The sequence below is a fragment of the Gammaproteobacteria bacterium genome (assembly GCA_029884425.1).
In the GTDB taxonomy this organism is placed as follows: Bacteria; Pseudomonadota; Gammaproteobacteria; order S012-40; family S012-40; genus JAOUHV01.
The window spans coordinates 89,564-109,536 of sequence record JAOUHV010000001.1; the positions used below are offsets into that span (position 1 = coordinate 89,564).

The window sequence follows — 19,973 nt, forward strand, 5'->3', positions numbered from 1 at the left end:
TATTAAATCTAACATATTGTAATCATTTATGAATCATGTGCGAGCCTAGGGGTTGTGGCAGCGACACGGGATTGGGGGAGAACAACGGGTTTTATGTGGTTGCCGCAGGTTCCGTGGCGGCAAAAAACAAGAAACAGCGGCAGTAAGGTAAGCCAATCAGAGTGAGTGTTTTGAGAATGGTTCGCCATAATTATTTGGCTGTAGAGCAGATGTGTGATGTCGATCCGCATTATACGCAGTTGTCGTAGTTCACATATTGAATTTGGGGGACAGGTGCCGATGACCAAACTCGGGGATACGCGACATGGCGGAATGTTCTTTATGTTTCTATTGCGAATATTGGTGCTGATGTGGCTGACAACAGCGGCATTGGCAGACGAAGTTATCACGATTGATGCATCCAGCGGTTCCAGTCGCTTGGTAACGTTGTTCTTTGAGCATTTTGCCAAGCAGGATCAGGCCGAAGGCTACCAGTTTAATGTCATTGTGGCGCTGCCGGAGCAATCGCAAGAGACAATGTTCACTGTGCGCCATCATTCGCTGGGTGGGGCAGGTAGCAAGGTGGAAAAAACCGAAATTCTGTTGGCCAAGGCACCTATCGCGATCGTCGTGGGTGGAAAAACCGGTGTGAAAAAATTGAGTATTGGTGATTTGGCGCGTTTGTATCGCCGCAAGGTTAACAACTGGAGCCAGTTGGGCGGAGCCAATCACGCCATTGTGCTGGCGGGCAGGCAGGACGACGAACAAATTTACAGCGAAATCAAAAGACACCACTCGTTTATGAGTGATGCAAATTTCGACAAGGTACTGGTCAGTGGTCAGGCGATGCGGGAATTTATCGAAAGCGAAGACGGAAACTACGCGGTTGGTTTTGGTAGCCGCGAGGACTTTTCGCCCAAGCATCTGGTGGAAATGTACGGATTTACCGCCGGGGTGGATGTCGGGCTGGTGTATGACAAAAAACACGCGGATACAGCGCTGATCAAGGCAATCAGCCGCTATGCCAAGAGCGCGGAATGGCGCCAGACATTGATGGCGCACAAATTCTATCCAGTGCTGTAGCGGGAATGGCTCTGTGCGCTGAAAGGAAAAAGCCCGATCGTCCTGACCGGGCTTTTTTTGTTGCTCATGCCTTGAGGGGCAAAAACTTAGCGACAAGCTAGGGCATGATCTTTAGCCGGTTGAGCTGAAGCGTAAACCCAGTGGGACCAACACCTTACGGGAAGCGGCTGGTTGAATGTATAATTGCCGGGCCGGGCATGTATTGTGCTCGAGTTGGATTTTGCTGTGCCAGCCAAGTAAGTTCGCCACCTGCGCGACGAGGAGAGTTTGTGACAGTTCAAGTACCCAAGGGTATTGTCCCCCTGGATAACATCCTACCCGATGAGCCGCTGCTAATGATGGGCGCAGGACCTGTTCCCATCCCCGAGCGCGTGGCGCACGCCAATTCGATCGTGATCAACCACTTGGGCGACACCATGGCGCAGGTCATTGAGCAGGTGAAAAACATGTCCTGCTATGTGTTCCAGACCGAATCGCGCCACATCCTCGGGGTTGCCGGACCGGGTTCGGCGGCGATGGAAATGGCGGTCGTCAACTTGATTCGCCCAGGGGATAACGTCCTGAGTATCTGCAACGGCTTTTTCAGCGGACGTCTGGCAGAAATGGCTGAACGTTCCGAAGCCAAGGTGCTGCGGATGCAGGTGGCCGACGGCGAATGCGCCATGCCGGACGAGGTCGAAAAGTACATCAAACAGCACAATCCGCGCGTCATCACCATGGTGCAGGGAGAAACCTCCAACACGGTGTACAACCGCTATTTGCCCGAAATCGGCAAGCTGGCGCGTCAGTACGACTGTCTGCTGGTGGTGGACGCAGTATGCACCCTGAGCACCATGCCGCTGGACATGGATGACTGGGGCGTGGATGCAGTCATCACTGGCGGCCAAAAAGGTTTGTCGTCAATTCCGGGCGTGTCATTGGTCGCGTTTTCTGACAAGGCCTGGGCCTTCATCGAGTCTCGCAGCGATCGCCTGCGTCATTGGTGTCTGGACGCGCGTCTGGCAGATCAGTTCTGGTACAAAAAGTCATATCACTACACCGCGCCAGTCTCGGGTATTTTGGCCATGCACGAGGCATTGCGCTTGGTGTGCAACGAAACACTGAGCGTGCGCTACGAGCGTCACCTGAAATGCTCTATTGCGCTGCAGGCGTCGCTGGAAGCGTTGGGCGTGGAACTTTACGTCCAGCCTGAATCGCGTTTGAACTCGGTGGTGGGTATACTGACGCCACCGCAGATGGATCGCAAAATTCTGCTAAAAACCATGTCCGAACGCTACCGTGTGGAGATTGCCGGTTCGTTTGGTCCGCCCATCGTCCGTATCGGCCAGATGGGTGAGCAGTGCCGCGCACATAATCTGTTCCGCACCATTCACGCGTTTGGCTCCAGTATGAATCGCCTGGGCGCCAAAGTGGATTTGCCCGCAGCCATGGCGACGCTGGAAAGTCATTTGGAAAACGAGTCGTAATTTCCATATAAAATACAATGAAAAGCAAGGGGAGCATAGCTCCCCTTTTTGTTTGTTGTAATCGCAAAATTGCGCGGTGTTTGCTGTTTTATTGCACTAAAACCTTCCTTAGCCAGGACGCTAACAGCCATATGTGATCTGCCGCATAAATATATTCATTAGAAAGAACAGGCCCGCATGTCATTTTTCCGGACTCAAAAAATCCAGATTTACCTGTTGCTGTTTTTTGCACTGGTTACAACGACGGTGATTGTTACCATTGTTCACCGGTCGGCGGAGGAGTCGGCCAAGCAATTGACCCAGGCAACCGGGGCGGAGCTGGAATCCCTGGCTGATGAAATCACCCGGATGCTGGATCGTGAAATGCACGAGCGCATGGTGGACATTGAGCTGGCAGCGAAAGACGGTGTCCTGACCGAAAATCGTTATAGCGCCCAACAGAAACGCGACTATCTGGATCGCCTGAAGCGCAGCATTAACCACTATGCCTGGTTAGGCCTGGTTGATTTGCAAGGCAATATTCTTGTCGGTAGTGATGGCCTGCTGGAAGGCAAAAATGTGTCAGCGCGAACATGGTTTAAAAGCGGACTCAATGGTTTGTTTGCCGGCGATTTACACGCTGCGGTTTTGCTTGAACCCTACCTGACAGGGCGTCAGGGCGACCTGCCATTGCGGCTGGTAGATGTGTCGGCGCCGGTATTTAACGCGAGTGGAGAAAAGATAGCAGTTTTGGGCGCGCATATTGATTGGCGCCTGGCGCACAACGCCATTGCCGGCCTGAGTAACGTTACCACGCAACGCCAGGTGGAAATTTTGGTACTGACCAAGGAAAACGTCGTCGTTTCGGGCTCCAGAGAGATGATGCTCAAACCGTTGGAGATGCCATTGCTGGCAGAGATACAGCGGGGGCAGCGTGGTTTTGCTGTTGTGACTTGGCCAAATCAGCAGCGTTATTTGACGGCGTACACCATGACCAGGGGCTACGAAAAATTTCAGGGTCTGGATTGGAAAGTCTTGGTGCGGCAACCGGTGGAAGTGGCATTTGCACCGGTAAAAAATCTGCAGAATAACCTGCTAAGGGTTGGGTTGTTGCTTGGCGTGATATTCATGGGGCTAGCGTTGTGGCTGGCCAAGTGGTTGGCGTTGCCGTTGGTGAATATTACCCGTGCGGCGGATGATGCGATGGATAGTGAGCAGACGGCAGGGCTGCCCAGTTCGGCACGTTACACCGAGGTTGAAAAACTGTCGACGAGTTTGAACAAGCTGCTGGGTAAACTCATCGAGCGGCAACAGGCGCTGGAAGAAGCGCGTGCAGGTTTGGAAATAAAAGTTGAAGAACGTACGGAAGAATTGCGCCAGTCGGAAAAAATGCTGTGGTACGTCATGGACACCATTCCGGCCCGCGTGTTCTGGAAGTCGCCACAAGGAGTCTATTTGGGCTGTAATGCGCTGTTCGCGCGAGACGCAGGCTTTGAGCTGGCGCAAGAGGTGATCGGCAAGACCGATTTTGACATGCCCTGGTTTGCACAGGCGGAGCTGTATCGTCGCGATGATCAGGCAGTGCGCGAATCACGGCAAGCATTGATGATGTACGAAGAACCGCAAACCACGCTAGCGGGCAAAATGATCTGGTTGGAAACCAGCAAGATCCCTATCACCAACAGTGAGGATGAGGTCATCGGTACGCTGGGCGTGTATCAGGACATTACCGAACGCAAGCAGGCGCAGCTGGCCTTGGCGGAGGCACATAAGCGTCTGGAAGCACAAAATGCAGAACTAGTGTACACCGCACAGTTGCGCGAAGATGTGGATCGTATTACCCGCCACGATTTGAAAAATCCACTAAACGCCATTATTGGCGTGCCATCGTTGTTGATACACGAAGGCAATCTGGATGACGAACAGGTGAATATGCTGAAAATGGTGCAGAATGCGGGTTATCGCATGCTGGAAATGATCAACACCTCGCTGGATATTTACAAAATGGAAGTGGGCAAATACGTGTTACGCCCAACCGAGGTTGATTTAAATCAGGTATTTGCCAACATCAGTAATGACTTAGCGACGCTGATACAACTTAAAGAAATCAGGTTAACGTGGCCTAATGATGCGCAGGAATGCATCGTGGTTGGTGAGACGTTGTTGTGCCACACGCTATTTTCAAATCTGATTAAAAATGCAATTGAAGCCGCGCCGTCAGGATCAACCATTACAGTCAGCGCGACAACGGCAGCGGATGACTGGTGTCGTATTGCGGTGCACAATCCAGGCGCAGTACCTGAACCAGTTCGTGAGCGATTTTTTACGAAATACGCCACGTTTGGCAAAACTGCAGGTACAGGATTGGGCGCGTATTCAGCAAAGCTATTGACCGAAACGCAGGGCGGCAGGATTGCGATGGAAACGTCAGAACAAAACGGTACAACAATTACGGTGATGCTGCGGCAGGGAAATCCGTAGATTTTGCACTAACCCACCCGGGGCACTGCTGATCGGATTGACCCCGGGTGGTGTGCATGGGCATCGTCCGTATGCCCAGCCCTTTGGGAGGGCGAGAGGGTGGTGCTCTTGCGGAGGTCGGCAGAATGTCCTTTTTCTTCGATAGCGTTGTCAGCTCCGTGCTTCCTGGCTCTCAAAGAAAAATAACTATTCTGACGACCTCCTTGTTCTGTGTTAGCCGCACTTGGAATCGCCGCAGTTCAGACAGGTCATGCAACCATCCATTTTGATCATGGCTTTGGTGTTGCACTTCATGCAGAGCTGGGCATTGGCGGGGAAATCATTCTTGCTGTCGGCGCTTTCCTTGGCGGGGCCAGAACTTAATTCAGCGCGTTTTTTGGCGATGAAATTTTTCTGATGCTCATCCAGGTTGTCGCTGGGGAGCATGCCGATAAACTTCAGGTGGTTTTCAATGGCGTCGCCCAGTTCGGCCACCAGCGAAGGCATGTATTTGCCGCCTTTTTTGAAATAACCACCGCGTGGATCAAATACTGCTTTCAGTTCTTCCACCAGGAAAGTCACGTCGCCACCTTTGCGGAAAACAGCAGAGACGATTCGCGTCAAGGCAACGATCCACTGGAAGTGATCCATGTTTTTGGAGTTGATGAAGATCTCGTACGGGCGACGCTCTTCATGCTCGGAACCAGGATTGAGCACGATGTCGTTAATGGTGACGTAAATCGCGTGCTCGGACAGTGGGGTTTTCAGTTTGTAGGTTGCGCCGACCAGCATCTCGGGGCGGGCAACATTTTCATTCATCAATTCGCGTTCAGGCTCGGCTGGAACGACAGCCGCGGGTGCTTTTTGTTCTTCGTTTTTAACAACCGCAAAACCGGTGATTTTTTTGGCGATGGTGACGCTCATGGTGTAGCTCCAGAATCTTTTAAAGGTTGCGCCCCGAAGGGCGCTTCCAGGCTGTAATCGTTATAACCGTTAGAATTTGCCGTAGTAGCCTTCTTTGAGTGCATCGTAGAGGTTGGCGGCGGTATGGGTTTCACCGTCGTAAACAATCTCTTCGTCACCTTTGCACTCAACGACGCTACCGTCTTCCAAGGTAAAGCGGTACACGGTGTTTTTCAGGTCTTTCTCTTTCACCAGTACGCCCTGGAATGCTTCTGGGTTGAAGCGGAAGGTGGTGCAGCCCTTCAGGCCCTGCTCGTAGGCGTAGAGGTAGATGTCCTTGAAATCTTCGTAATCGTAATCCGTCGGTACGTTCGCAGTTTTGGAAATGGAGGAATCGATCCATTTCTGTGCTGCAGCCTGAATGTCGACGTGCGCCTTGGGCGTGATGTCGTCAGCAGTGATGAAATACTCAGGCAGTGCCTTGTCGGCTTCCTGGCTGAACGGCTCGGCCTTGTTGTTGACCATTTCACGGTAGGCCAACAGCTCGAACGAGAAGACGTCGACTTTCTCTTTGCTCTTCTTGCCTTCGCGGATCACGTTACGGAAGTAATGATGTGCAAACGATGGCTCGATACCGTTGCTGGCGTTGTTGGCCAGTGACAACGAAATCGTGCCGGTCGGTGCGATGGAGCTATGGTGAGTGAAGCGTGCGCCCACTTCGGCCAGTTCGTTGACCAGTTCAGGCTCAACTTCGGCAATGCGCTGCATGTAATGGCTGTACTTGGCGTGCAGTACGCGGCCTTTGAGCGTGTCGCCAACCTTGATGCCGTCTTTTTTCATTTGTGGACGGTGGCGCAGCATTTCGGCAGTAACGGCAAAGTCCTGATCCATGATCGGTGCCGCGCCTTTTTCTTTGGACAGGTCCAGCGCTGCGCGCCAGCCTTCCACTGCCATTTCTTTGGTGACTTCTTCGGTGAAGGCAACGGATTTGGCGTCGCCGTATTGCATGCCCATCATGGTCAGGGTGGAGCCCAGACCCAGGTAGCCCATGCCGTGACGACGCTTGCTCATGATCTCGTGGCGTTGTTGTTCCAGTGGCAGGCCGTTGATTTCCACCACGTTGTCCAGCATGCGGGTGAAGATATTGACGGTCTTGCGGAACTCGGCCCAGTCAAAGCTGGCTTCGGCGGTAAACGGCTTGTTCACAAAACGGGTCAGATTGATCGAACCCAGCAGGCACGAACCATACGGCGGCAGTGGCTGCTCACCACAAGGATTGGTGGCGCGGATGTTTTCGCAGAACCAGTTGTTGTTCATCTCGTTGACCTTGTCGATCAGGATGAAACCAGGTTCAGCGAAATCGTAAGTGGAAGCCATGATCATGTCCCACAGGCGGCGGGCCTTGATGGTGCGATAGACCTTGCAGGCTACCTGGCCATCCTTGTTGGTGACGTAATTTTTGGCCACGGGCCAGTCACGCCAAACCACTTGCTCGGGGTTTTTCAGATCCAGCTTTTCGGTTTCCAGTTCGGACTGACTCATGGGGAAGCTCAGGCGCCAGTCGGCGTCGTTTTTAACGGCTTCCATGAAATCCTGAGTGATCAGCAGCGACAAATTGAACTGACGCAGACGACCATCTTCACGCTTGGCGCGGATGAATTCCATCACGTCCGGGTGGCCAACATCGAAGGTGGCCATTTGCGCGCCGCGACGACCGCCGGCAGAGGAAACGGTAAAACACATCTTGTCGTAAATATCCATGAACGACAGCGGGCCGGAGGTGTAAGCGCCGGCGCCGGATACGTAGGCACCTTTGGGGCGCAGAGTGGAGAATTCATAACCGATACCGCAGCCGGCTTTCAGCGTCAGGCCAGCTTCGTGAACCTTTTCCAGGATGTTGTCCATGGAGTCTTCCACAATGCCTGACACGGTGCAGTTAATGGTGGAGGTGGCTGGTTTGTACGCCAGTGCGCCAGCGTTGGACATGATGCGGCCAGCAGGGATAACGCCCTTGCGCAGCGCCCACAGGAATTTTTCTTCCCACTCTTTCTTTTTGGCAGGCGTGGTTTCAACGTCGGCCAGTGCCTTGGCAACACGGATATAGGTCTCATCGATGGATTTGTCGACGGGATTGCCTTGTTTGTCGGTCAGGCGGTACTTCTTTTCCCAGATGTCCAGTGATGCGGACTGGTATTTGATTTCGCCGACAGAGCTGGGGATAGCCTTCAAATGGGTCCCTCGTGCATTGGCAGAATTGCTCATCTGGTAGTCCTTATAATTTAACAATCAGTGATATCAGCAAGTTGGGAGCGCTGATGTGGGAGCGGTTTTTTATTTTTTATTAAAAACACAAGATGTTGTGTGCATGAAAGAGTATAGCTAACCGCTTCGACTGTCAATTCATGGATTAAAATTATTTTAATCCGCAAAGTAATTCCAAGTTATTCAATGTATTAGGTTTGGCCAGACAAAAAAATACTGTTTTAGCTGCAATCGGCCAGGCATGTACAAGAATGTGCGAAAACACAACATGTTGTGTGTGGCGGTGGATGAAATTTAGTCAATAGCAGCCCTTGAAAAGGCAAATCGCTAGCCCTATCTCACTCCTAGGCGATTTTGATCAAACCACAAAAGAGGTGATTTATGGCAGGTATACGTCGTTATGAACCCTGGGGTGTTTTGGGGCAACTACAGAACGAAATTGATCGGTTATTCGACAATCGCATGGAGCCGGCGGCGCGCACCGAGTTGGCGTCCAGCGATTGGGTTCCGGCGGTAGACATCAAAGAGGAGCAGGATAAATACATGCTGCACGTTGATGTTCCCGGCGTGAATCCCAAAGATATCCACGTGCAAATGGAAGGTGGCGTGCTGACCATCAGCGGTGAGCGCAAGCACGAACGTCGCGAGGCCGAAAATGGCTACAAACGTGTTGAGCGGGTGTCAGGCAGTTTCTTCCGCCGCTTTAGTTTGCCAGATTCGGTGGACAGCGATGGCGTGTCAGCCAAGTGCAACCAAGGCGTGTTGGAAGTGATTATTCCCAAGACGCAAAAGTCCCGCAGCCGCAAAATAGCGGTCGAGGGTTAAGGTAACAAGTTTGGGAAACCGCCGGTGGATGGATTCGTCCCTCCCCCCCTCCCTGGCGTTTTTATCACCGGTTGGTTTCCCCCTCCCCTTCTTTTTATACCAAGCGCATCAATCCGAGCGTGTTTAACATCGAAACAAATGCGGCTATGCTGCATGTTCGAGTTGGATTAGGGTATCGCGATCCCAATTTTCTGTGCAGACAAACATTGGCCAAATTCAGATGCATTGAGGTATTACCGGTTTGAAACGTTCGACTTCTCTTTTGTTTTTGTCCCTTTCTCTGGTCGCTGCGATGTCAGCCCGCGCCGGCATTCCGGTGACAGGCGTTACCGATGTCGATACGCATGGCACGCCGACACTGGCACCGATGCTGGATCGGGTGACACCGTCGGTGGTGAATATTTCCACCGAGGGCGTGGAAATGGTGGATACACCGTTGAATCCGTTGATGAACGATCCGCGTTTCCGTCGATTTTTTGATGTGCCGATGACGCAGCGCGAGCGTAAGACGCACACGCTGGGCTCGGGTGTGGTGGTGGATGCGGCCAAGGGTTATGTGATGACCAACAATCACGTGATCCAAAAAGCCAAAAAAATTCGGGTGAATTTGCGTGATGGTCGCACGCTGGAGGCCAAGTTACTGGGTGCGGATCCGGCGACGGATGTGGCGATTATTCAGGTGAAACCCGACCAATTGACCCAGGCGAAGTTGGGTGATTCGGATGATTTGCGTGTGGGCGATTTTGTGGTGGCCATCGGTAATCCATTCGGGCTGGGGCAGACGGTAACGTCGGGTATCGTCAGTGCCTTGGGGCGGCGCACCTCGGGAATGCAGGGTTTTGAGGACTACATCCAGACCGACGCGTCGATTAATCCCGGTAACTCTGGAGGCGCGTTGGTCAATCTTCGCGGCGAACTGGTCGGCATTAACAGCGCGTTGTATTCGCCCAATGGCCCGGGCAATGTGGGAATTGGTTTTGCCATTCCTATCAACATGGCGCGAGACATCATGGCGCAACTGGTCGAATACGGCGTGGTCAAGCGCGGTCGATTGGGTGTATCGACCCAGGACATGACGCCGGCACTGGCCGAAGCATTCGGCATGGCACAAATTCAGGGCGCGGTGATTTCCCGCGTCGTGCCGGGCTCGGCAGCCGATGAAGTCGGGCTGAAGGCCGGTGATGTGATCGTCAGCATCAATGGTCGCGAAGTGAACAACACCAGCGACTTGCGCAACCTGATTGGTCTGCTGCGCGCCGGCCAAAAAGTCCAGGTGCAGGTGGTGCGTGACGGCAAGCGTATGACCAAAACTGCAGTGGTTGCGCCCACCCAGGAAGTGAGTTTCGATGGCAGCAAAATTGGACCTTTCCTGGTGGGTGCGACGCTGGCGGTGGTCGAAGCACAGGATGACATTGGTCAGAGTCAGGGCATCCGGCTGTCCAAGGTTGAACCAAACAGCGCTGCGTGGTTTGCCGGTTTTCGTGACGAGGACGTGATTTTGGAGGTCAACCGGGTGAGTGTGGAAAGCGCCCGCGAACTCGGAGAGGCGGTTGCGCTGGGTAGTAGCCGAGGGCAGTTTTTCAAAATTCGCCGGGATGACGAGACTTTGATTCTCTTGATAAAAAAACAGAAATAAGAATATAAGTATTCTTTTATATGGCCGTTAATAGGCTTAATTGGCGTTTGCCTAGATCACTGATTACAGTTGTAAAGTAACGAGCCGATTTTGTCAGCGCGGGGGAGACCTCGCGCTGTGTGCCTATTAACTGGCGGGAATACCTATGTCGAGCATGCCTTCGAGTAACGGAAAGCTAGAGGTTAAGAACACCACCTGCTACATGTGCGCCTGCCGCTGCGGCATCCGCGTGACCCTCAAGGACGGGGTGGTGAAATACATCCAGGGCAATCCCGAGCATCCACTGAACCAGGGTGTGATCTGCGCCAAGGGCAGCTCCGGGATCATGAAGCAATACTCCCCCGCCCGCCTCACCCAGCCACTGAAACGCAAACAGGGCGCCGAGCGCGGCGATTCCGAATTCGAGGCGATCAGCTGGGACGAAGCCTTCGACATTCTGGAAAAGCGCATGCGCCACCTGCGCGAAACCGATCCGAAAAAATTTGCCCTGTTCACTGGTCGCGACCAGATGCAAGCGCTGACCGGTTTGTGGTCACGCCAGTTCGGCACTCCCAACTACGCCGCCCACGGTGGTTTTTGTTCGGTCAACATGGCTGCCGGCATGATTTACTCCATCGGTGGTTCGTTCTGGGAATTTGGTGGTCCTGATGTGGACCATGCCAAGGTGCTGATGATGTTCGGCACCGCCGAGGATCACCACTCTAATCCGCTGAAAATTGCCCTGTCCAAATTCAAGCGCCAGGGCGGCCGTTTTATTTCCATCAACCCGATTCGTACCGGTTATTCCGCCATTGCCGACGAGTGGGTGCCAATCAAACCCGGCACCGATGCCGCCTTCATCATGGCGATGCTGAAAATTCTGATCGAGAGCGGCAAGTACGATCGCGACTTTTTGATCGACTACAGCAACAGCGGTCATCTGGTGAATGATGACCCCAAGCATCCCGACTACGGCCGCATTTGTACCGACGATAAAGGTCAGGCGCTGCTGTGGGACAAGTCGAAAAAATCGGTGGTCAGTTTCCATGATTGGGGACTGGAACTGCCGGATGTTGCCCTGACCGGTTCGTTCAGGCTGGCCGATGGCACAACCGTGCGTCCTTCGTTCGACCTGCTGCGTGAGCGGGTGCAGCAATACACACCGGAGTACGCCGAGAGCATTACCGGCATTCCGGCCAAAGACATCGTGCGTCTGGCGCATGAGCTGGGCGATACGGCGATGAAGCAGGGCTTTGAACTGCCCATCGCCTGGACCGACAGCTGGGGCCGCGAGCATGAAACCATGACCGGCCGCCCGGTGGCGTTTCACGCCATGCGCGGTCTGGCGGCGCACTCCAACGGTTTCCAAACCATTCGCGCCTTTTCGTTGCTGCTGACCTTGCTCGGCACCATTGATCGCCCCGGAGGCTTCCGCCACAAGGCTCCCTACCCGCGTCCGATTCCACCGGGTCCGGCGATTCCCAGCAAACCTGCCGACGTGCAACCGGGCAAGCCGCTCAACGGCGCGCCGCTGGGTTCACCGGCCAGTCCCGATGATTTGTTTGTGGATGAAAATGGCCAGCCGGTGCGGCTGGATAAAGGTTTCTCCTGGGAATTTCCGCTGTCGCTGCATGGCTTGATGCACAACGCCATCACCAATGCCTGGCGCGGTGATCCGTACAAAATCGACACCCTGCTGATTTTCATGGCCAACATGGCGTGGAACTCCAGCATGAATACCTCCGACGTGCGGCAGATGCTTAACGACAAGGACGAAAACGGCGAATACAAGATTCCGTTCCTCATTGTCTGCGATGCCTTCCAGTCGGAAATGGTCAGCTACGCCGATCTGGTGCTGCCCGATACCACGTATCTTGAGCGCCACGACGCGATCTCCATGCTCGACCGTCCGATCTCCGAATACGACGGCCCGGTGGATTCGGTGCGTATTCCGGTGTTGCCGCCGACCGGGCAGTGCAAACCGTTCCAGGAAGTGCTGGTGGAGCTGGCCTCGCGGCTGAAATTCCCCGCCTTCACCAACGAAGATGGGACGCGCAAGTTCAAAAACTATCCCGACTTTGTCACCAATTTTGAAACCGCGCCGGGCTCCGGTGTTGGTTTCCTCGCCGGTTGGCGCGGCAAGGATGGCAGCAAGTCCATGCGTGGCGAACCCAATCCCAAACAGTGGGAAATGTACGAAAAGAACAACTGCGTGTTCCACTACCATCTGCCGAAAAATCAGCAGTACATGCGCAACTTCAACAAGGACTATCTCACTTGGGCGCACGACAATCTGATCATCAGCAAGAACGCGCCGATTGTGATTCAGATCTACTCCGAAATTTTGCAGGAGTTCCGCATGGCCGCCGAAGGCCGTCGCGAAGGCAAGCAACCACCGGCACATCTGCGCGAGCGGGTGAAAACCTACTGCGATCCCTTGCCGTTCTGGTATGAGCCGATCGAAAGCGAGCGCTCGGACAAGAAAACTTATCCGCTCAACGCAGTGACGCAACGCCCGATGGCGATGTATCACAGCTGGGATTCGCAGAACGCCTGGCTGCGCCAGATTCACACCTACAACTATCTCTACATGAGTCCCAAACTCGGCGCTGAAGGTGGTTTCGAAGACGGCGACTGGGTGTGGGTCGAATCCATGCACGGCAAAGTGCGCTGCATGTGCCGCTTCTCCGAAGCGGTGGAGCCGGGCACGGTCTGGACCTGGAATGCCATCGGCAAGGCCGCCGGTGCCTGGGCGCTTAGCCCCAATGCCAATGAATCCAAACAGGGCTTTTTGCTCAACCACGTGATTTCCGAAGAGCTGCCGCCGGGTCCGGAAGGTGACCACATTTCCAACTCCGATCCGGTCACCGGTCAGGCCGGTTGGTATGACGTGCGGGTGCGCGTTTACAAGGCCGATGCCGCCGAGGAAAAAGTCAGTTGGCCGCAGTTTGCACCGCAACAGCGTGCGCCGGGCCAGGAGGAGCCGGTCGAGCTGCTCGCCTATCGCGCCGGACAGGGTGGTCACAAATATAAAATTCCCATGAATTTGCACAACGCCATGAACGTGGTGACCGCGCCGCTGGATGGGGTGCGCAAGCTGGTGTTCAAACTGTTGGGAGGTAAAGGCTAATGACTCAGCTCGCTCTGGTAATTGATCTGAACGTCTGCGTCGGCTGTCACGCCTGCGTCACCTCGTGCAAGGAGTGGAACACCTCCGGCATGGGTGGCCCCATGCCCGACGACCGGCCTTACGGCCAAGACCCCTCCGGTGTGTTCTTCAATCGCGTGCAGACTTATGAGGTTGGCAGTTTCCCCAATACACAGACGGTGCATTTCCCCAAGTCGTGTCTGCATTGCGAGAATCCGCCCTGTGTGCCGGTGTGTCCGACGGGAGCCTCGCACAAACGCGAATCCGACGGCATCGTGCTGGTTGATTACGACAAGTGTATCGGCTGCAAATATTGCTCGTGGGCCTGCCCTTACGGTGCGCGTGAATTTGACGAGCACTCACAGGTGATGAAGAAGTGCACCCTGTGTGTGGATCGCATTTACGATGAAAGTCTGCCGGAAAAAGAACGCAAGCCAGCGTGCGTTATGGCCTGTCCGGCCAGTGCGCGAATTTTTGGCGACGTGCATGACGAAAACTCCGACGCGTCGAAAGCGATTCGCGAGCGTTATGGCTATGCACTGATGCCCGAGCTGGGCAGCAAACCGGCCAACCACTACTTGCCACGCCTGATCACCTCGGCGGGCAACCGAGCAGAACAAGAATAGGGAGCGGCAGCATGCATCCGGCGTTTTCGGTAATTTTTCTGACAACTCTGATCGGTGTCGGCCAGGGGCTGTTCATCGCCTTGGCGCTGGGTCAGGTGGTGGATCTGGCGGACGACAGTTTTGCCATGAGCAATGAGTTCTACGCCACCGGCGGTGCGCTGGTGTTGCTGTTCATTGCCGGTGGACTGGTCGCTTCGTTTTTTCATCTCGGTCATCCCGAGCGTGCCTGGCGGGCGGTGACCCGTTGGCGTACGTCGTGGCTGTCACGCGAGGTCATTGCGCTGCCATTTTTCATGTTGATGGCGTTTCTCTACACCGCCAGCTATTACACCAACCAGGAACTGCAAACATCGCTGGTCATCACCCTGGTGGGTTTGATTGCCTGTTTCGCCTTGTTCGTCTGCACCAGCATGATTTACCAGTGCCTGAGTTTTTTGCGTGAATGGGCAACGCCGTTGACCATGATTAATTTCATCCTCATGGGCAGCGCTTCGGGTTTTGTGTTTGCTGCCGGTTTCGCCGCCTGCAAAGAGGCTGATGCGCTGGTGAAGTTTTATCTGCCGGTTGCCGCAGTGCTGACGTTTGCGGCGATGATGACGCGCTTGGTCGGTTTGTCGTACAACAACAAACTGCGCGCCAAGCAGGTCACCACGGTGCAAACTGCCACAGGCATAAAGCATCCCAACGTGAAACAGCGTTCCATGGGCATGATGGGCGGCAGTTACAACACTCGTGAATTTTTTCACGGCCAAACGGAAAAATTCATTCGCAACATTAAAACCATTTTTATTGTGTTGGGATTTGTTGCGCCACTGCTGTTATTGCTGGTTAGCATCACGCAAGATTCAGCCTCGCTGCTGGCGCTGGCGTTTGCCGTCCAATATCTGGGGTTGATGGCTGAGCGTTGGTACTTCTTTGCGATGGTCAATCACCCGCAGAATATCTACTATCAGAGTGTCGGCTGACAAAATCAAAATTTGTCCTTTAGTTCTGATATCAAAAAACCGATAGCGGGTTTATTCGCATCAAAACACGTGATCAGGCAACGGTCATCGGTAACTCAGGAGATATCAATGTTTCGTAAATCATTAATCGTATGTGCCATGTTGGCTGGGGCTAGTAGCAGCGTAGTGGCGGCGCCGTTTATGGCGCAAGACCCACGCACTTTAGGTATGGGCGGTGCGTCGGTCGCGGCCAGCAACAGTGGTACGGCCAGCTTTTACAACCCGGCGCTGTTGGCGGTAGCGCATCCCGATGAAGATTTTAATCTCGAGCTGGCCGTGGCGGGGCGCATCGCTGACCCGAATGAACTGCTTCAGTCGATCAGCGATTTCGCTGACAATGACTACGTTACTGCGTTTGATAATGCCCTGTTGCCGTTTACGGCTCCTGATGCAACTCATCCCGCACCAACAGATAGTGCCACATTTGTCGCAGCACAAACTGCATTGAATACTGCCACGGTTAATCTGAAAACCGGTTTGCGCAGTATGTCCAACAAACCGATGGAGGCGCAGTTAGCCGGCGGTTTGGCCATTTCCATTCCCAGCCGCAATTTTGCCGGTGCCCTGACCGTGGGTGGTTGGAGCAGTGGTGGCTTTGTTGGCGAGGTTACTAATCACGACCTGGGTGAGTTGGATCGTTACATTGGCGTTATCACTGGTGTTGATCCGAATATATTGGGAGTGGCACAGGCTATTCTTGATATTGCTGCCAATCCGCTGGATGTCAACACGATGGACAGTTACGTCAAGCTGCAGGCTGGCGCGTTCCAGGAAATCGGTTTGTCGCTGGCCAAAGAATATGAGGTTGCAGGACAAAATATCGCGTTTGGTATTACACCTAAAATGGTTAAGGCGACTACCTACGAAAACACCATCGTTGTTGGCCAGATGGATACTGCCAGTACCAGTACGAGTCAGGGAGCCAAGGACAGCACGGGGTTCACCATGGATTTTGGTATGGCGAGAGATTACGGTAACGGCTGGAAATCCGGCTTTACCGTGCGCAACCTGATTCCACAGAGTTATAAAACCATTTCTGGCGATTCATTAACTGTTGATCCCTCGGCCCGTGTGGGTGTAGCGCGTGACTGGGAGCGTGCAACGCTGGCGATGGATCTGGATGTGACCAACAACAAGCCACTGGGTATAGGTAATGATACCCAGTACCTGAGTTTGGGTGGCGAGCTGGATCTGTGGTTGCTGGAATTGCGCGCCGGTTATCGCCACAACATTCCCGACAGTGATGCCAGCGTTGTGACGGCGGGTTTGGGATTGTACCTCTTTGGCTTGACCATTGATGCCGCCGCGGCTGCCAATACCGATAACACCGACGTGAGTGGCGCGTTACAGGTGGGTTACAAGTTCTAACGCGGATGCAGCGTAAAAAAAGCCCGGCGAATGCCGGGCTTTTTTGTTAGCGGGCTTTATCCAGTGCTTCACACAGCTGCTTGGCACCTTGCAAAATGCGCGGGCTGTGGCGCTGGATGATATCCGGTGGAATAAAGTAGAGCTGCTTGGTTTTGACTGCCTGCAGTTGTGGCCATTTTTTCCAGTCGTCTACCCAGTCAGGACGATCTTCGCCCATGCCGCTGGCGACAATCACTTGCGGATTGGCAGCGAGCACCGCTTCTACATCCAGTTTGGGCGCACTGGCCTGGGCGCTTTCAAACACATTTTTTCCGCCGCATAAATTAATGACTTTGGAAATCAGGTGCTGGCCGTTGATGGTCATGATCGGTTGATTCCAGATTTGATAAAACACCGTTACCGGCGGCTTGGCAGCATATTGCTGTTTTAGCGCTTGATGCTCGGCAGTAAAATTTTGTGCCGCCTGGTTGGCAATGCCTTCCGTGCCGGCCAATTTACCCAACTGTCGCAGGTTCTGCGCAACATCGCTCAGTTCGTCAGGTTGGCTTTGGTAGACGGTCAGCCCCAGTGATTTTAGCTGTTCGACCACTGCAGGTTTGTTGCCGGATGGCCAGGCGACGACCAGATCGGGTTTGAGCGCGACGATGCGTTCCAGGTCCAGTGCCTTGTAGCCGCCGACCTGGGGGATTTGTTGTGCCTGGGGTGGATAGTCGCTGTATTTGACCACACCGACGATTTTGTTTCCGGCACCGGCAGCGAACAGCAGTTCGGTCGCATGGGGGGCAAGGCTGACGATGCGCTGTGCCGGTGCTGGCAGTTCGACCTTGGCACCCAGATCGTCAGTGACCACGATGGCTGCCTGGGAGGGTGTGGCGGCAAGCAGAAGGCAAACGGTGACGAAAATGCGGTGCATGATGGCTCCTCAAAAATCGCAAATTGTGTGCAGACACTAACACAAACCCGGAACGCTGTGACAAAATGAGCGGCGTTCTTCCAGCGGATGTTGGCTGGGCAGTCAGAGAGGAATTCCAATGCAACAATGGTACATGCTAACCGTGGTGGGCGAAGACCAGCCAGGCATAGTTTCGGCGATTACCCAGGCCCTGTTCGACAATCAATGCAATCTGGGCGAAGCATCCATGATGCGGCTGGGTGGCAATTTTACCATCATGCTGATGGTGCAAAGTGACCACAGTGCCTCGGGGCTGGAAACCGTGCTGGTGGGCGTGACTCGCAAAATGGGTCTGCGGCTGCATGTGGATGCCATCGAGGGTCGTCTGCATCAGCACAAAACACCAGACGTGCAGATCGCGGTGTTCGGTGCCGACCGCGCCGGGATTGTCGCCCAGGTGACGGGCGCGCTGGCCGAAGCCGGTCTGGATATTCTGGATTTGAATTCCGACGTGGCGGGCCGCGCCACTGCCCCGATTTACATCATGCAGATTCAGGGCGTGGCCACGCGGGGTGTTGAGGCTCTGCAGCAGGCCATCGACGCCATTGATGATGACTCCATGGACGTGCGCATCGAAGCCATTGATACCCTGGTGGGCTAAATGGAACCCTTGGAAATACTGACTTATCCCAACGAATTGTTGCAGCGCGAATCTGAACCGGTGCAACAATTCGATGACGAGCTGCGCCAATTTGTCCGCCAGTTGGAAATCACCATGGACAGCGGTCCTGGTGCGGTCGGCATTGCCGCACCGCAGGTGGGACGCAACCAGCGCATCGTGATTGTGGATGTATCGGGACGTAAAAAAATCAAACACCATGGCCGGTTGTATCTGATCAATCCCGAGATCACCGAGTGGGACGGTTTGAAAGTCGGTCGCGAAGGCTGTCTGTCGGTGCCGGACTATACCGGCAATGTGGTGCGTGCGGAAAAAATAAAATTGCGTGCCTTTGATCCGCACGGTAACAGCCAGGAATTTGAAATGGAAGATTACGAGGCGCGGGCGGTGCAGCACGAGATCGATCATCTGGATGGTTTGCTGTTTCTAGATCGGTTGGTGAGCCGCCGTAACGATTTGTTTGCCCGCAAGGTATACCAGGAGAAAGAGTCAAAATGAGTGCGATGATGTGTCCGTGTGGTTCGGGCAAAACGTTTGATCAGTGTTGCCAGCCGTATCACGGCGGCAAGGCGCACGCGCCAACGGCGGAGGCACTAATGCGTTCCCGCTACAGCGCCTATGCCACCGGCAAGGTCAGTTATCTGGACGAAACCTATCACCCGAGCATGGCCAAGGAATCGTCTGGCACCCTGGAAGAAAGCGCGCTCAAGGTGAAATGGCTGGGGCTGGAAATTTTGGCCACCGACGCCGGCAGCGAGAGCGATGACGAAGGCTTTGTCGATTTTGTTGCGCGCTATCAGCAAAACGGCCAGCAGCACGCCATGCGCGAGCGCAGTCGATTTGTGAAAGAAAACGGTCGCTGGTTTTACATCGATGGCGTGGTCAAAACTCTGCCGATGAAGGCTGCGCCGAAAGTGGGTCGCAATGATCCCTGCAGTTGTGGCAGCGGCAAAAAATACAAAAAATGTTGTGGTGCCAACGGCTAATTGTTTAGTCGGATTGCGTGCATAAAAAAACCGGAGCAGCTCCGGTTTTTTTATGCACGATAGTTTTGCAGTTAGAGATGCAGGCCGCACTCGGTCTTGGCGGTTTCAACCCAGCGACCACAGCGATCATCGCCGGGGCGGGTGCAGTGGGTGCAACCGATGGAAGAATAGCCCTGCGACACCAGCGGATGAAACGGTAAATGATGATCGCGGATATAGGCTTGGCGCTGCTCCTTGCTGACATCAATCAGCGGATAAAACTTGATCAGGCCGCCGCGATGTTCAAACACTTCCAGATTGGAGCGATGCTCGGTCTGCCAGCGCATTAAGCCAGATATCCATACGTTGAATTTTTCCTTGATCGCCTGCAGCGGTTCCACTTTGTTGATGGAGCAGCAGAAGTCCGGGTCGGTTTTCCAGGTTTGATCCTTGACGGTGTAGGCGTGCTTCCAGTCTTCGGCGCGTACATCGACCACTTTCAGGTGATACAGCTTGGTTAAGGTGTCCTTGTAATCCAATGTTTCGGCAAAGTGAAAACCGGTATCAATGAAGTGCACTTTTTGCTGCGGCGCAGTGGTGGAAAACAGGTGAAGCAGCAACGCCGAGTTGGCAGCAAACGATGACGTCAGCATCACTTCGTTGGCAGAGAAATCACGGTACAGTTGGCGTACCCGCTCCTCAACAGACAATGGCAGATA

16 protein-coding genes are annotated in these 19,973 nt (G+C 54.0%); 12 read left to right on the top strand and 4 right to left on the bottom strand.

From position 1 onward, the window contains the following. Window positions 1-279: 279 nt before the first annotated feature. The 3 genes from OEW58_00510 (at window position 280) to OEW58_00520 (ending at window position 4,988) form a co-directional block, all read left to right on the top strand. Window positions 280-1,062: a hypothetical protein gene (locus OEW58_00510; GenBank protein ID MDH5299830.1), complete on the top strand. Its 783-nt coding sequence runs from the start codon at window positions 280-282 to the stop codon at window positions 1,060-1,062. Between the two features lie 269 nt (window positions 1,063-1,331). After that, entirely contained in the window at window positions 1,332-2,528 is a 1,197-nt protein-coding gene (locus OEW58_00515) for an alanine--glyoxylate aminotransferase family protein (GenBank protein MDH5299831.1), read from the top strand. 177 nt (window positions 2,529-2,705) lie between these two features. Continuing rightward, complete coding sequence (locus tag OEW58_00520) at window positions 2,706-4,988, top strand: PAS domain-containing protein (GenBank protein ID MDH5299832.1); 2,283 nt, start codon at window positions 2,706-2,708, stop codon at window positions 4,986-4,988. A 213-nt stretch (window positions 4,989-5,201) separates the two neighbouring features. On the opposite strand, the gene OEW58_00525 is transcribed toward OEW58_00520, so the two are convergent. After that, complete coding sequence (locus OEW58_00525; protein ID MDH5299833.1) at window positions 5,202-5,891, bottom strand: NrdJb; 690 nt, start codon at window positions 5,889-5,891, stop codon at window positions 5,202-5,204. A 69-nt stretch (window positions 5,892-5,960) separates the two neighbouring features. After that, complete coding sequence (locus OEW58_00530) at window positions 5,961-8,132, bottom strand: adenosylcobalamin-dependent ribonucleoside-diphosphate reductase (protein ID MDH5299834.1); 2,172 nt, start codon at window positions 8,130-8,132, stop codon at window positions 5,961-5,963. A 381-nt stretch (window positions 8,133-8,513) separates the two neighbouring features. Here OEW58_00530 and OEW58_00535 point away from each other — a divergent pair, with 381 nt between their 5' ends. The 6 genes from OEW58_00535 (at window position 8,514) to traF (ending at window position 16,718) form a co-directional block, all read left to right on the top strand. Beyond that, complete coding sequence (locus tag OEW58_00535) at window positions 8,514-8,957, top strand: Hsp20/alpha crystallin family protein (GenBank protein MDH5299835.1); 444 nt, start codon at window positions 8,514-8,516, stop codon at window positions 8,955-8,957. Window positions 8,958-9,198: 241 nt separating this feature from the next. Beyond that, on the top strand, window positions 9,199-10,593 hold the full coding sequence (locus tag OEW58_00540) for a DegQ family serine endoprotease (GenBank protein MDH5299836.1): 1,395 nt from the start codon (window positions 9,199-9,201) through the stop codon (window positions 10,591-10,593). Between the two features lie 145 nt (window positions 10,594-10,738). Then, window positions 10,739-13,702, top strand: a complete 2,964-nt coding sequence (locus tag OEW58_00545; GenBank protein MDH5299837.1) for a molybdopterin oxidoreductase family protein — start codon at window positions 10,739-10,741, stop codon at window positions 13,700-13,702. Further along, window positions 13,702-14,346 carry a 4Fe-4S dicluster domain-containing protein gene (locus OEW58_00550; GenBank protein ID MDH5299838.1) on the top strand — a complete coding sequence of 215 codons (645 nt, stop codon included), beginning with the start codon at window positions 13,702-13,704 and terminating at the stop codon, window positions 14,344-14,346. The genes OEW58_00545 and OEW58_00550 overlap by 1 nt, the downstream gene beginning before the upstream one ends. Window positions 14,347-14,357: 11 nt before the next feature. Further along, entirely contained in the window at window positions 14,358-15,311 is a 954-nt protein-coding gene (locus tag OEW58_00555) for a dimethyl sulfoxide reductase anchor subunit (protein ID MDH5299839.1), read from the top strand. A 108-nt stretch (window positions 15,312-15,419) separates the two neighbouring features. Further along, window positions 15,420-16,718, top strand: a complete 1,299-nt coding sequence (gene traF / locus OEW58_00560; GenBank protein MDH5299840.1) for a conjugal transfer protein TraF — start codon at window positions 15,420-15,422, stop codon at window positions 16,716-16,718. 46 nt (window positions 16,719-16,764) lie between these two features. Here traF and OEW58_00565 read toward each other — a convergent pair whose 3' ends face one another. Further along, entirely contained in the window at window positions 16,765-17,631 is an 867-nt protein-coding gene (locus OEW58_00565; protein MDH5299841.1) for a cobalamin-binding protein, read from the bottom strand. A 118-nt stretch (window positions 17,632-17,749) separates the two neighbouring features. Here OEW58_00565 and OEW58_00570 point away from each other — a divergent pair, with 118 nt between their 5' ends. The 3 genes from OEW58_00570 to OEW58_00580 are packed head-to-tail and all read left to right on the top strand — an operon-like array spanning window position 17,750 to window position 19,275. Then, complete coding sequence (locus tag OEW58_00570; GenBank protein ID MDH5299842.1) at window positions 17,750-18,271, top strand: amino acid-binding protein; 522 nt, start codon at window positions 17,750-17,752, stop codon at window positions 18,269-18,271. Then, window positions 18,272-18,787, top strand: a complete 516-nt coding sequence (gene def, locus OEW58_00575) for a peptide deformylase (protein ID MDH5299843.1) — start codon at window positions 18,272-18,274, stop codon at window positions 18,785-18,787. It begins immediately after the preceding gene. Then, window positions 18,784-19,275 carry a YchJ family protein gene (locus tag OEW58_00580; GenBank protein MDH5299844.1) on the top strand — a complete coding sequence of 164 codons (492 nt, stop codon included), beginning with the start codon at window positions 18,784-18,786 and terminating at the stop codon, window positions 19,273-19,275. The genes def and OEW58_00580 overlap by 4 nt, the downstream gene beginning before the upstream one ends. Before the next feature lie 71 nt (window positions 19,276-19,346). Here the strand turns inward: OEW58_00580 and OEW58_00585 are convergent. Continuing rightward, a partial coding sequence (locus tag OEW58_00585) for a phosphoadenylyl-sulfate reductase (protein ID MDH5299845.1) occupies window positions 19,347-19,973 on the bottom strand: 627 nt, incomplete at its 5' end.

Coding starts and splice junctions, on each gene's coding strand:
- OEW58_00530 (MDH5299834.1), bottom strand. CDS start 8,132: ATGAGCAATTCTGCCAATGCACGAGGGACCCATTTGAAGGCTATCCCC.
- OEW58_00555 (MDH5299839.1), top strand. CDS start 14,358: ATGCATCCGGCGTTTTCGGTAATTTTTCTGACAACTCTGATCGGTGTC.
- OEW58_00545 (MDH5299837.1), top strand. CDS start 10,739: ATGTCGAGCATGCCTTCGAGTAACGGAAAGCTAGAGGTTAAGAACACC.
- traF (MDH5299840.1), top strand. CDS start 15,420: ATGTTTCGTAAATCATTAATCGTATGTGCCATGTTGGCTGGGGCTAGT.
- def (MDH5299843.1), top strand. CDS start 18,272: ATGGAACCCTTGGAAATACTGACTTATCCCAACGAATTGTTGCAGCGC.
- OEW58_00550 (MDH5299838.1), top strand. CDS start 13,702: ATGACTCAGCTCGCTCTGGTAATTGATCTGAACGTCTGCGTCGGCTGT.
- OEW58_00520 (MDH5299832.1), top strand. CDS start 2,706: ATGTCATTTTTCCGGACTCAAAAAATCCAGATTTACCTGTTGCTGTTT.
- OEW58_00525 (MDH5299833.1), bottom strand. CDS start 5,891: ATGAGCGTCACCATCGCCAAAAAAATCACCGGTTTTGCGGTTGTTAAA.
- OEW58_00565 (MDH5299841.1), bottom strand. CDS start 17,631: ATGCACCGCATTTTCGTCACCGTTTGCCTTCTGCTTGCCGCCACACCC.
- OEW58_00580 (MDH5299844.1), top strand. CDS start 18,784: ATGAGTGCGATGATGTGTCCGTGTGGTTCGGGCAAAACGTTTGATCAG.
- OEW58_00570 (MDH5299842.1), top strand. CDS start 17,750: ATGCAACAATGGTACATGCTAACCGTGGTGGGCGAAGACCAGCCAGGC.
- OEW58_00535 (MDH5299835.1), top strand. CDS start 8,514: ATGGCAGGTATACGTCGTTATGAACCCTGGGGTGTTTTGGGGCAACTA.
- OEW58_00510 (MDH5299830.1), top strand. CDS start 280: ATGACCAAACTCGGGGATACGCGACATGGCGGAATGTTCTTTATGTTT.